At 67.3% G+C, this 13417-nt stretch carries 8 protein-coding genes; 4 read left to right on the forward strand and 4 right to left on the reverse strand.

The annotated features are described in order from the left end of the window. Nucleotides 1–822 precede the first annotated feature (822 nt). Nucleotides 823–1062: a hypothetical protein gene (locus ABZ795_RS27680; protein ID WP_357532477.1), complete on the reverse strand. Its 240-nt coding sequence runs from the start codon at nt 1060–1062 to the stop codon at nt 823–825. Between the two features lie 256 nt (nt 1063–1318). Between ABZ795_RS27680 and ABZ795_RS27685 the strand changes: the two genes are divergently transcribed. From ABZ795_RS27685 to ABZ795_RS27695, 3 genes are read left to right on the forward strand one after another with little or no spacing between them, the layout of a single operon-like run. Further along, nucleotides 1319–2518: a hypothetical protein gene (locus ABZ795_RS27685; RefSeq protein ID WP_357532478.1), complete on the forward strand. Its 1200-nt coding sequence runs from the start codon at nt 1319–1321 to the stop codon at nt 2516–2518. Next, nucleotides 2515–5850, forward strand: a complete 3336-nt coding sequence (locus tag ABZ795_RS27690; RefSeq protein ID WP_357532479.1) for a hypothetical protein — start codon at nt 2515–2517, stop codon at nt 5848–5850. Before ABZ795_RS27685 ends, ABZ795_RS27690 begins: the two co-directional genes overlap by 4 nt. Further along, nucleotides 5847–8534 carry an RNaseH domain-containing protein gene (locus tag ABZ795_RS27695; protein WP_357532480.1) on the forward strand — a complete coding sequence of 896 codons (2688 nt, stop codon included), beginning with the start codon at nt 5847–5849 and terminating at the stop codon, nt 8532–8534. Before ABZ795_RS27690 ends, ABZ795_RS27695 begins: the two co-directional genes overlap by 4 nt. 266 nt (nt 8535–8800) lie before the next feature. Here the strand turns inward: ABZ795_RS27695 and ABZ795_RS27700 are convergent, their stop codons facing one another. From ABZ795_RS27700 to ABZ795_RS27710, 3 genes are all read right to left on the reverse strand, one after another. Next, on the reverse strand, nt 8801–9715 hold the full coding sequence (locus ABZ795_RS27700) for a hypothetical protein (protein ID WP_357532481.1): 915 nt from the start codon (nt 9713–9715) through the stop codon (nt 8801–8803). 275 nt (nt 9716–9990) lie between these two features. Continuing rightward, on the reverse strand, nt 9991–11736 hold the full coding sequence (locus tag ABZ795_RS27705; protein ID WP_357532482.1) for a hypothetical protein: 1746 nt from the start codon (nt 11734–11736) through the stop codon (nt 9991–9993). A 101-nt stretch (nt 11737–11837) separates the two neighbouring features. Further along, entirely contained in the window at nt 11838–13019 is a 1182-nt protein-coding gene (locus ABZ795_RS27710) for a toll/interleukin-1 receptor domain-containing protein (RefSeq protein ID WP_357532483.1), read from the reverse strand. 105 nt (nt 13020–13124) lie between these two features. Here ABZ795_RS27710 and ABZ795_RS27715 point away from each other — a divergent pair, with 105 nt between their 5' ends. Beyond that, entirely contained in the window at nt 13125–13331 is a 207-nt protein-coding gene (locus ABZ795_RS27715; RefSeq protein ID WP_357532484.1) for a hypothetical protein, read from the forward strand. Nucleotides 13332–13417: the final 86 nt, after the last annotated feature.

A 13417-nucleotide genomic window follows, 5' to 3' on the forward strand; every position in this document is an offset into this window, starting at 1 on the left:
AGCACGGCATGCACGTCCGGGCCCGGCATCGATCGGCGGCAGAAACTCCCGCCGGGCCAGGGTGAGCGACCGCGACGCGGCCGGGGTACCGGCCACAAACAGCAATTGCGGGTAGAACGCTCGGATCGTGAATAGTCAATTGGCTTGCCCAGGCTCCCTTCATCCTGATCGAGCTTGATGTTCCCCTGGGTCGGCGGATTGGTAGAAGCCGCCGACAGTTGATCTCGACGTTGCCGGCACTGCGCCCCGACCTCCCAGACGAGGTCGTCGACAGCCTGCCACGCATGCCAGTCGCGGCACCCGTGACGTTGAACTCATCCCGGGTTGTTCAAGGGATTTCGCCACTTTCTGGCAGGGTGATACCGAGTCCTGCACGCCTGCGCACCGTGTCACCACTGCGCGTACAAGCATGGAACGCTGCTCGTCGCTGGAAAGGAGGACGCCGAGAATCAGTAGAACGACGACGGCAAAAATCCAGAGCCACGGCAAGGGTGGATGGCTCGCGGCACCGGCATTCGGACATCGTTTCGGAATGCGAGTCAGCTGACCGCTCGATGATCGTGGAGGTGGTCGCCGGACTTCGCGGCTGCCCCGGCTCCATCAACGCAGCCACCGGCACGGGGGCGGGCCGCATTTCTCCACCGCCGCCTGTAGGACGGGAAGCCAGTCCACTGGCGCGGGCCTGGCTTCCGCATCCGAGCTCTGGCTCGCCTCCGTCCCAGGGCTTCGTCCACCTCGGCAATCGCGGAGCCGCCGACCGTCGACTGGTCCTCAGCAAAAACCGAATGACGAACAGGCCGAACTTGTAGCGGTCGGTCGCGGTCATCGCCTGCAGTTCGGGTGGTCCGGCTGCTCGATGCGCTCGTCGTAGGTCGAGTCGAAGCGGCCTTCGACCAGGCCAAGAACCTCGTTCCCGTCGACCGCTACGCAGCTCGGCAGGGACGGTTCAGGGCCTCCCTCGGCGGCGTACTGGTAGTCCCAGCCCTCCTGATCGTGGCCCATGCCGTAGAGGATGTCCGCCATCTGCTGGTAGTCAGCGGGCTGGGACGTGCGGAGCAGCATCAGACCAGGGTACGTACGGCGCGCCACCCCTCGTCGGCGCCGGCACCCTAGCCGGTTCTGCTCGACCTGACGTCCTACTCGGCCGGTCAACGACGGCCACGAAGACGAGGCATGCGGCGATCAGTTGATGATCAATCGGAAGGCGCGCTCGCGGCCTTATCTCGCGGGCCGCGAAAGTGTCAGGGGCGCGGTGTCTACTGGAGCCGCCCCTTTTACGGGGGCAACCTCTCGGACTTAGGTGTGAGGAACGGCTTTAGTGGACGTTCATGTTCAAGTACCAATCGTTGGCGAGCATCTCGAACGGGCTCGGACCCCGGATGATGACTACCTGACGGTGATGATGTTGTCCGCTGGACTGGCCGGCATCGTTCAGCGGAGGAGGCAGGCGGCGGGCGGATCGGCGAAGGAGGCGGGGTTGTTGCCGGCCCCATGGCGGGTGGGCTTCTCGCGTCTGTGGTGGCGCTTCGCCGACCAGGCTCTGCAGCCGCTCGACAGCGACCTCGCCCTGCTGGAGCTCTGTGCGCAGCCGCTGGCGACGTGGCCTGTGCAGCTCGACCTGTCGATCACTGACCTGCAGAACAGTCTGTTGGCCGACGGTGACCTGTCCGAGTTCGCGGAGCAGGGTTCTCGGCTCGCGCGGCACGACGTGGAGGCCGAGTGGACCGAGAACCAGGTACACCTGGCGCTGCGGGAAGCCGCAGCCGCAAACGGCTCCTCGGACGAGGAGATCGGGGAGGCGTACGCGGTGCTTCGGCGTTACCTCATCGACCACGCGGTCGTCGCCGACCGTGAGGTTCGCGGCCTTGAGCGGCGTTTCCCGGCGACGGACAACAGCGGAAAGACGCACGTCCACCGGCTGATCAGCCTCGCCTACCACTCGAGGCCCGCCCGGGCGCCGCAGGAGTACATCCTGTGCCCTTCGTGCCGCAACGTGCTGGCCGATCTATCGGCGTGCTGCGCGACCGCGGGTTGTCCCGGGGGTTCACCGGAGACGTGGACGGCCGTGCCGATGGCAGTGGTCTACGAGCAGCACCGGGCGACCCGCAAGTACATCCACGATCCGGGCCTGGTGGAGGCGCGGATCATCGACGCGCTGTCGGTCGACGCGCTGGCGCCGACGGTCAGGGTTACGCCGTACCCGGGAGTCGACGCGCTGGACGTGTTGCTCGAGTTCCTGCGTGCAGGCGCGAGTGGCGTGCCGGAGGTTGTCGAGACCTGGGGCGTGGACGCGAAGGACCAGGTCAGCGCGCGGCTGTTGGGCCGGGGCTTCAGCTGGCCGCAGGCACCGTTGTGCGACCGGCGGTACCTGGCGCTTCCAGCTCACCGGGCGGTGCAGCCGGGTTACATCAGTGACTTGGAGGCCGAACTCGACGGGCGGGTCGCGGGCGTGCACGTGATCGACGAGAACCAGCTGGTGGCTCGGGTCAAGGAACGGGTGAAGGAGTTGGCCACGTGAGAGAGACCTCGTCGTGGCGCGACAGCTTGATGAAGCAGATGCGCCGGGAGCAGTTCCCGGAGGCGGTGATGGCTCGGGACGCGTTCTGCCGGGTCGAGCTGGGGCTGCACTTCCTGACGAAGCACTTCCCGGGCGAGCCGGTGGGGGCGCTGCAGCCGCTGCTGTCCGGGTACGTCGACCTGCCGCCCGAGCTCGTGGCGGAGTGCCGGCGGGTGCGGCACCGCATGGGTGACGTGGCCCGGCGCGGCTACTGGCGCAGGCTGCTTAACCACTACCTGCGGGTGCCGCAGGAATGGCGACGCTTCGCCCGCACGGACGCCGCGGACGGGCAGGTCAACGACAAAACCGTGTTCACCCTCGCGGGCTCGGCGTTGTGCCAGGACCGCGTGGCGACGTACGACGGAGCGCTGGCTGACCCGCTGCAGTACAGGTTGACCCCGCCGCGGCCGCCGGTGCCGGCCGGGCGGCGGTACGAGTTCCGCGTCGGAGACAGCGTCGAGGTGGTGCACCTGCCGTCGATTCTGCCGCCGGCCCCGCCCGTCGCGCGGCTTCCCCTCGTGCCCCGCCGCTCTCGGGAACCCTGGACGGTGTCGTTCGAGAAGGAGCTGTTGGAGACGGCGAAGGAAATCGACCGCAGGCTCGTCGGCAAGACCCACATCACGAACCGGAACTGGCACAAGCGCCTGACGGAGAACATGCGCTTCAGCTCCGTCGACCGCAACGGCCCCGGCCTGGTCGACGGACCCGAGACGTTCGTCCTCGACGGCGTCTCCCACATCGTCGGGCTCATGAACTCGGGCAAGACCACCCTCACCGACGTGTTGGCGGTCAACCGGGTGCTGAAACACGGCAACCGGGTCGGGATGGTTCTGGGCTCGGTCGGTGACGTCTACGCCAAGGTGTCGTTCCTCCGGTCGATCGGCATCGACGCCGTGCCCCTGATCGGGCGCAGCAACCGCGCCGAGCACGCCGCCCGGTACTGGCGCTCCGTGATCGAGGAATCTCCCGTCCTCGTGCCCGACGACGACAACCCTGCCGACCCGGCTGCCGCCTACGCTAACGCCTCCTGCCTGCTGGAGCCCTTCCGGCGCTCGGCCAACCCCGACTGGAAGCCGCTGGAGCCGAACGAGTTTCCGTGCCACGGCAAGCTCCGCGACGCCGAGGCAGACGAGCCGGCCGCCTACGACTGCCCGCTGCTGTCGATCTGCCCGGCGCAGAAGGCTCACCGCGAGATCGCCAACGCGCAGGTCTGGGTCACCACCGCGCAGTGCCTCATCGCCAGCCGCGCGGAACCGGCTGACGCGTCCATGCGCTGGTTCGAGGCCTTCCAGCCGCACACCGACCTGCTCGTCATCGACGAGGCGGACGCGGTCCAGCAGGTGCTGGACTCCCGGTTCGTGCAGACCGAGCCCTTGGTGGCCGCGGGCAAGGGCTGGACGCACCGGATGGTCCAGTACACCAACGCCGCCCTGGACAACCAGAGCATGGCGCCGGCGGCCGATGACGAGGTCGACCGCTGGCACACGCAGCTGCAGATCCACCAGAACGCGGTCTTCGTCCTGAACCGGCTGGCCCTGTCGCCGTCCGGACAGCAGCTGAAGGAGTTGCTCGGCGACGCGCCGTTCACGGCGCACTCGCTGTTGCGCCGCGTCGCCCGGACCCTCTTCGGGCTGCCCTCGCGCGGTGACGGGGACAAGCGCGTCGAGGACCTCGCCGACGACTTCTACCGCCATGAGCTGCAGGAATTCGCGGAGAGCCCGCTGAGCGAGCAGCCGCACAGCCTCGACGACGTCGTCGCCCAGGTGACCCGCCAGCCACGGACGGACGCCGCGGTGGCGCTGGCCATCGACGACTGGCTCGACCGGTGGCTGGAACCGAACATCGAGGCAGGGCACGTGCGCCGCGAATGGTTCGACCAGCGTCGGAGCCTGCTGCGCCTGGTCGTCGAGGCGGCGATCTGCGCCGGCCGCATCACCACGACGTTCTTCACCATGACGACGATGTACCCATCGGTGCGGGAGCACCTGCAACTGCCCGACGAGGAAACCTTCTGGGCCGACCAGCCGCCACGCGACTACCGGCCGCTCGTTCCCGAGGCCCCGATGGGCAACATCCTCGCCCTGCGGTGGGCCGACAGCCGCAACGGCGGAGCGTCGCTGCAGCTGCTGTGGGTCCACGGAGTCGGCCGGTGGCTACTGCACCACGCGCACGACCTCCTCGCCTGCGAGGGCGTGCAGGGCCCCCACGTCGTTCTGACCTCCGCCACCAGCTGGGCACCCGGCTCGTCGTTCTACCACATCCCCATCGAGCCCACCGCCGTGCTGCGCCCACCCCCCGAGGACGAGACCGCCCTGCGCCAATCCCACATGGCAGTCAAGGCCCAGAGGAACGGCGCCGACCCGATCTTCGTGTCCGGCAAGACCGGCAGCCGCCGCCACGACGCCCTGCGGCTACTGGTCACCGCGCTGTGCCAGCCCGTCAACGGCCGCCCACGCAGCCTCGTCGACGAGCTGCGGGCGAAGCTGCCCGAAAACCGGCGCAAGATCCTGTTCGTGGTCCTCTCCGGCGACGAGGCACGCACCGTCGGCGACCACATCAACGCCCGAGTGCCCCAGCTCAGCGCGCGGATCGTCGTACCCGACGCCGCCGACCCAGGCGTCGGCGGCATCCAACGCCGTCTCGTCGGGCGCTTCGGCACCGGCGAGGAAGACATCCTCGTCGCCGCCGAGATGTCGATCCAGCGCGGCTACAACATCCTCAACGCCAACGACACCGCCGCCCTCGGCGCCGTCATCTACCTGACCCGCTCCCACCCGCCGCCCTTCGACCTGGCCTTCCCCCTGTCACTGGTCAGCCAGCTGGCTATGGGCCACCTCCAACGGCCGCCCGCCGCAGAGCCTGGCGAAGTCGGCAGTCTCGTGAAGCAGCTCCGCTCCACCGCTCGCAAGGTCTGGTTCGATGCCATTGGCCGCCCCATCCAGTTCCGCGCTCTCGATCCCCAGGACCGGCGGGTCTTCGTTGCCAACAACCTTGTCCCTATGAGCCAGACCATCGGACGGAGCATCCGGGGCAACCAGCCGACCACCGTGCTGCTGTGCGACGCGGCCTTCGCCGAAAGACTCGCCGACCCCGAGGAGAAAACCGCAGACACGGCGCGTACCAGCATCGTCGTGGCCACCGACCAGTACCTTGGACAGCTGCTGGCCACGCCCGCCGACGGCGCGAGCCAGCACCGCCTGCGAGAGCACGCCGTCAACACCGCCGTGTGGGGCCTGATGGGCCACCTGGTCCGCACCAACGACCCCCTGGGATCGAGGAGGACTCCCCGGTGACCGACACCGAGACCAGCGAGAACACGGCGAAGCTGCCCCGCAGGACCACCGGCGACTACCTGCGGCTGCTCGCGTTCGACATCGAGCCAGGCGCCCGCTGGGACGTGGAGTGCGACGTCGCGGCGATGCCCGCCACCTGGTTCACCGAACTCGACAAGCACTGGCGCGCGAGGCCGTTCGGCCGCCCCGGGCACTCGCTGCCCACCAGCAGCCTCAAAGAGCTCCTCTGCGGCATCGACCCGGCGATCATGTACGTCAACTGGAACCTGAAGTCGGACGACTTCATCGTCGCGTTCCCCGGCATCGACACATACGTGGTCACCGACGCGATCGCCAGCTGGGCCACCACCGAAATCACCGACCAGGTCGACTGGTACCACATGCTCAAGCCGGCCGACCTCGTCTTCGACCGCCGCTGCTTCAATCTCCTCGAATACACCGTCCGCGCCAACGGCACCGCCGCGATGGCCCCGCACGTCTACCAGATGCTGCCCTCCTTCCTCGCCAAAGAGGTCGTCGACAACAAACTCGACCTTCTCGGCAAGGCGGGGCGCGACTTCATCCTCGGGCCGCCGAGAAGCGACGGCCGGCGCAGCGCCGTCCTCTGGCCGCCCCAGCGGACCGACGACGATCGCGCCGGCCCCGGATTCGTCACCGCCAAGATCGACTTTCACGTGGAGACCGCACCCAACGTCCCCGTACCGCGCATCCACGCCGACGTCAGCATCAGCCGCTTCCCGCTCATGCCCGTGGCCTACGTGCCGTCGCGCGGCAAAGGCCCCACCTCGGCTACCATCTGGCTGCACGGACCCCAAGGCTTCCTCGGCCGCGACGACGAACCCCACACCTTGCTATCCGCGCCGGCACGGCAGATGAGGATCCCCGGCGGTGGCTGGCAGTGGCAGTGGAGCCCCGGCCTGGCCCGCGCGCTCGCGAAGCTCACCCAGCTCTCGTTTCCTGACCCGCACAAGACCCTCGCCGACCCGGCTGCAGCCGCCGACCTGCTCGACGAACGGGCCATTCGCGCCTACGTCCTGTACAGCGAAGGCACCAAAAGCCAAACGGCAGACACCGAGGTCGCACCCAGCGTGGACGCCGACGGCAAGGAAACCAGACGAGCCAAGACACTCGTCCACGCCGCCAACACCGGCCTGGTGCCAGGAGACCACGTCGACGTCTACAACAGGCTGCGCGGCATCCTCACCCGGCGCGGAATCCGGCCACTGCCCGACCTCGAGCGTGTCGGCTCCCGCGCCACCCGCAAGATCAAAGCCGCGTTCGACCCGAACACCACGTACACCATCGAGCTATGGACGCAGAGCGACATCACTCGCGAGGCCGTACTCGCGACCCTGGAACACCGCTTCGGCCTCGCACCCACGTCCGCCCCGGCCGACAACAGCGTGATCCGCTTCACCGGCGACCTCAACATCACCGTTCGCCTACGCAACGGCGCCGAGGTCGGCGTCGGCGTCCAACCCGACCCGGACAAGAAGAAGACCGACGACGCCATGCTCCAGCTACACACCAACCGGCTTGCAAGGGAGGTCCTCGGCGGAAGCACCGACCGACTGGGGGCCATCGTCGAACTGCAGGACGCTGCCTTCTTCCAACGCGCCCGGCTCATCGACCCGAAGCCCGGCCTGAAGAAGGCCTTCGCCCGCACCAATCGGCGCCTGCAGTGCCTGCGGCCAGCCCAGCTGTTCACCGAGCCCAAGACCTGGCCCGAGAACGCCAAACGGAAGAAGCCCGAGCCCTACCCCGGCACCCGGTTCGGGGCCGGCACCATCCTGCGCGTGGCGTCCGCCATCAACGACTGCCTGCGCCAGCTCGGCCGTTTCGGTCCCTACCAAGTGCCCGTCGGACTGCCCGACATCGAACAGGTCGGGATCTGGCTCCACCACGACGGCCCCACCTGCATCCCGATCGTCATCCGCCAACAACCCGACGGCACCGCAACCGCCTACCTCCCCGGCGCAGACGGCAGCCCCTCCCACACGGTCCCCTACGCCGACCTACCCGCCCTCCTCGCCGACGGCAAAGGACGCATCGGCCCCGGCAGGCAGCAGAAGCAGATCCTGGCAGCCTTCCTCGCCAACGTCCTGGGTGTCGGCGGCGCCGCCGACTCGGCAACCCACGACCGCATTGTCATGGTCAGAGCCGCCGGATTCCGGAACTGGGGCTGGGACTGGATGCAGGACAAGCACCTGCGCCCCGACCAGCTGATCCTGCCCGGCGTCGAGATCGAAGACGACACCGACCTCCCCGAGACCATCGGACCCGACAAGACACCGGGCCTACGCATCGTCCGCGTCCGAGACCGCTCCAGCACCATGGAAGTCCCCCGCGGCTTCGCCAACGACCTCGACAAGCACCACCCCAGGGTCAGCGGACTGTTCCGCGCCAGCGAACGCGTCTACTACTCCGTCAACCCCAAGTCGGACCAGATGCAGACTCCACACGGCCGCACAAAGCTCGACCCCGACATCCACACCAACTTCTCCGTCCAGGCATCGAACCCAGTGCCCCTGGAGATCTGCGTCGCCCACCAACAGCCCGACGACGATCCGGCAGCCCTCGCCACACTGGTGTCACTGCTGCGTAGAGCACATGCCCACACCGACCAGGCCACCAAGTACCCCGGTGTTCTCCACCTCTGCTCGCTGGCCGACGAATACCTTTGAGTCAGTACGACACATCGATGAAGACGCCGCTGCTCTGGCCCAGAGCCTTGGGCCATCTAGCCAGGTACGTGACGGCCGGATGGCGGCGAATTAGGTAGGTTCGCCGGTAAGAAGTTTCGCAGCTAACCGATACGTTGGGACCGTTCGCTGACGATCTGCTGACTACGCCCGGGTCCTGCGCCGTGAGTCAACGCGTGGCGTATCCGTCGGTCCCCGCCATCTCGCGCAGGGACTCGCCCATCACTGCCAAGCCACCCACGCGCCCTCTACACCGACTCTTCATCGACCTGCTCGGCATACTGGGCGTGGAGTTCCCGCACGATCGACACAGCCAGCAGCACAGCGACCAATGCGTTGGTCCGCGTGTACTGCACCTCTCCTACTGCGTGCGTACTTGCGTGCCGGTTAAACGCCTCGGGCACCGGGTGGCCCTTCTCCGGAAAGAACCGCTTTAGCGCAGGCCGTAGAGGCGCCATAGCGGTCATGTACCGCATCTGGCCGATGGCGAAGTCATCGTCATCCGGGTGCAGTCGCAACCAGTCGGCGTACCCCCGCCATGTAGAGACGGACTCGCGGATCACGGTGTCGATGACGGAGGCGGCCAGTGCCTGCGCCGGGGCGTGGTAGCCCTGCCGTGCAGCGGCGACCGCCTGACTCAGCAGACTCGCCTGAACCTGGCTTGGGCCACTAACCACCTCCGCTAGTGCGATGTCGCATCCGTCGAGGACATGGTCCTCGTTCTCGCACAGCACTTGGCCCCGCTCGGCTGGCGCAGCGAGCGCGAGAGCCCGCAGCACCTTCGGTCCAGGAACCCAGGCGCTGGGCCAGCCGGCACGGGCCAACTCGAATAGGTCCATGCTCTTGACGCCATCGCCGATCGCACCGTGCCAGTTGCCTGGCAGATGTCGGCGCATAAGCTCCGCGAAGTCGGGAAAGGAGATCTTCGAGGCGAAGTCGGCGAGAATCCGCTGGTAGTCCGGGAGCTGCGTGAGATCCGCTGAGGTCTGCAGAGACTGAAGGGCAGGCCCAACCTGGGAGCGAAGGTTGGCCAGGAGCCGCTGCATTGAGGGCATTATTGCAATGGCGGCTTGGAAGAGCTTGGCCTCCTCCTGCTGTCCCAGGGTCGGGCCGTCGTCAGGGGCGGCGGAATCGGACTCTTCAGGACCGGGACTGTCGGGCACGCGTCCATCCTTTTCTGTTCGCTGGTGACCCTAGCGTCGCATGCCTGACACGCTGGTTCCGACTCGCGCATCTTGGGCCTGTTGCTCGTCGGCCACGTAGGTCACGAAGCCCGTCTCGACTTACCCGAGACGGACTCCCAGCCAGATTCTTCTTTCGTCTTCCACGGAGCCCATCGACGTCCCCCAAACTGTCGCTTTCTTGACCGGTTCAGGGATGGAGGTCCGTACGTCGGCCGCCTGAGATCGGCATTGGTCGTCCTGTGCGTGTGATGACCCTAGGCCTCGCTGATCCCGGTCAGTGGCGGACCGGTCACATCTGGAACGGCGGTAATGATCGCGCGGTCGGTGGATCCGGGTACGAGGCGCAGCGGTTCATCAGACTGGTCGGTCTCGGTTGGGGCAGGCTCTACAAGTCGAGCCGCGCAGTACACGATCTGGCGACGCATATTGAGGCTGATGTCGCGGCCGTTGATCCGGACGGTCATCGGGAAGACTCCTGCGAAGGTGAACTCGTCGGCGTCGACCGGCAGGTTCTCGGGGGACGTGACCGTGAGGGGAATCTCGGACCAGGTCCCCTCGACGTGTTCTCCGCGGAGGAGCCGACCGACCCGCAGCATCGCGTCCAGGTCAGCCGTCGATGCGGCGTCGACGTCCGGCACGGTGATGCGTTGGTAGGTGTGTCGTTGGATCGCGATCAGCGCTTCGAGGAGACGCACATGCCAGCGGGCCACGGGCGTCACTGGCTCGTCGCTCATCTCCCAGATAGGTGTGACGGCCGGGCCGCCACCTCGCACGGCCGCCATGATTCCCACGCCGGGGCCGAGGCCAGCGGTCAAGCGCACGGCCGGGAGCACGTCGGCTGGCGCTTTTCCCGTAAGCGAACGGGCGTTCAGTTGCACGGCGTCGCCATCCCTGCCATTGAGGAAGAACTGGAACTGCACAGCGCCTCCCCGGTCGTATCCGGACAGCCAGAATCCGGTGCCCTCCAACCCGTTGGACACCTCCACGTCGACAAGGTCCAGGGTGTGACGCGCGGCGCCGGTCGTGTCGAGCAGGCGGATCTCCAGGTCCGGTAGATCAGCGGCGGATTCGGGAGCGACCATGAACCGGAAACGCCCTTTACCGGGCGTGGACCTGGCGACGCCGGGTGGCCCGCTGACCTCGGTGACGGTTCCCGGCACGTCCACGAACGGGGTACCGAACTGCACGAAGTTCTCGACCGCCTGATGCTCGGGCGACCCCGAGGTGACCTCCAGCCGACCCGAGATGGTGATGGGACGCAACCTCGCCGACTCTGCGGACTTCGGCAGCAGCCGTAGCACCGAGTACTGGCCGTCGGGCAGCTGTTGGTACTGCACGTAGGCGGCGGAGGCCCATCGGCCCAGTTCCGTGTCCCACGGCAAGTCGCCGACGGCCCCGGTGCGGATCTCCAGTTCGTAGCGGTAGAACGGGTCAACCTGGTTGAGGTTGGCGACGATGGCGCGCTGACGTTCGACGGCGGCGGCTAGCATGTCCTGGGCGGGAACTCCGCGTGGCAGGTCCCGGCCGCCTTGAAGAGCATCGGCCATCAGGCGGTGTAGTCGCTCTCCCCCGTCGCCGAAGTAATAGTCCACCAGCTCTTGGTGATGTGCTGCCAGCACGTCCAGGTTCGTGCCGCCCATCCACCGGCACGGAAACTCAGCTTCTGCGGTGAATTCTGCGAGCCAGTCCAGTCGCTCGTTGGTGGGGTTCCACGGCGTCACCAGGGTCCACGACCGCACGGGAAGCCGAGGCAGGGTTTCCCGCATGAATGTTGACCATGACTTCCCGATCTCCGCTGCCTGCCGGGCGTCGAGCCGGCTCGCGTACCTCTTGACCTGGTAGATGTCGAAACCATCCGGGTGCTCGACCCGGATGTCGACGCCGCGATCGCCGCGCGACGGAGTGATGAGGTTGCCGTGAGGATGCTCCAACAGCAGCAGAGCCGCGACGAACTCCTCCACCCGCTCTCCGGGCTCACGCTCCCAATTCACGGTGGTCACCGGTCCAGCAAAACACGAACAACGCGGCATCAGCCTCATTCATAAAGCTGAGGGACATCGGCCGATTTCCCGGACGGCCTCCTACCGAGATCAGCGGATCGTCAGCGTAGGCCCGTGGCGGCCCGGTGGTCGGCGATGAGACGTGCGACAAGCTCGGCGGCCACGTCGGCGGGGCGGGCGACGACGCTGCCGTAGTCGATGGCTTCTTCCGGGGAGACGTGGATGTGGTCTGCCTGCCCGAACCCGTAGGTGGCGGTGTTGCTCGGCACGTTGACCCTGCCGTAGGAGATCATGGTGGCAGGGTCGAGTCCGATGGCGGGCACGACGAGGTCACCGTGAGGTAATTCCAGCGCCGTCAGCGTATTGAGCATGGCAGCGAGCTGCTTAATCAGGTCATCCCGGTCGAGCACCGCGCCCATTTGACTTCGGGGCAGCGGGGCCCACGCCGATCGCTGCCCCGATCGGGTAATCACAAGCCCCTTTTCGTTGTCCCGACCGCTGCTCGTCGCCCGGGCGACGGCGGAGTCGGCGTGCGCGTGCAGGGCCTCCAGCCGGGTAAACATGCCGTGCTGCCGGCCATGGTCGGGCAGCAGATCGGCGAGGGCGGCCAGCTCACTGACCTGCAGGCGCGCATCGTCGGCGGCGGAGGCGAGGTGCACCTCGACGGCTGCGGCGCCTAGCCTGCGGTCCTGCGCACCTCGGTCAAGGTCGCTGCGCCAGGAGACGCTGACCGGCGGTGCCGGGCTCTGCCAGCGCAACCGCGATGGGCTGGCCGGCACGGCACCGCGGGCTGTCGGATATGGCACAGCCGGGGCGGGCGCGTTGGTGGACGCCGCCTGCGTACCCGGGAACGGCGGGGGTGTGGCGGGCTTGTTCCGTTCGCGGCGGACGCCTTCGAGGATCTGCTTCCGTGCAGCGGCTTCGTCGAGTCCGTGAATGCGGATCTGCACCACCTGACTGAGCAGCCCTTCCGGCTGGCACTCCTGCACCATGATCGGTACGAGGGCGTTCTTCGCGCCCTCCGGGTCACTGGCGAAGACGGCTGCCCACTCCGAGGCTGGGAAGGGCGCCTTCAGGTAGGCCGGGGAGAGCACAGCGATCATCCGGGGACACTGCTTCAGGGCCTTGTCCATCTCGACGGCGAAGTTGCTGCCTGGCCGGAAGTCCCACTCCTGAATCGTCACGGCGAAGCCGTCCGCCTCGAGGATGTAGGCGATCCAGCTGGCCCACGCCTTGTCAGCGGCCGTATACGAGATGAAGAAGTCCTTCGCTACAACGTCCACCTCGCCAGGATAGGTACAGGCGGCGACATCCCCCGTCGCGGACCGCTGCGATAGTTGCCGCCTCTCAATACACTGGGCCGGGTCGTAACTACGGAGGTGCCGGGAGTGCGGGATGTCCTGCTCGCGGATCTCATAGGCCGGGTGAGCTACTTCCAGGCGGGCGGGCCCCCGCAGCTTGTACTGGATGCCGAAGGGTTGGGCGTCGCGGCCGATCTGCTGCGTCTTACGGCTGATGAGGTGACCGACCGCGAGGCTGTCGACACCGACGCTCTCTACGCGGCCGCAACGTACTACCACGCGAGGTGGGGTTGACCCGGTTTGACGGACAGGGTCGATAAGTTGATCTCACGCTACCTTGCTGGTTGACCTGCGGGTATAGGCGGTCGCTTCGTACTCGG

It is taken from the genome of Micromonospora sp. NPDC047134 (genome assembly GCF_040643455.1).
Classification (GTDB): domain Bacteria; phylum Actinomycetota; class Actinomycetes; order Mycobacteriales; family Micromonosporaceae; genus Micromonospora.

What these genes read in the sequence shown, in the direction of transcription:
- ABZ795_RS27680 (WP_357532477.1), bottom strand. Translation starts at nt 1,062, where the DNA reads ATGCTGCTCCGCACGTCCCAGCCCGCTGACTACCAGCAGATGGCGGAC.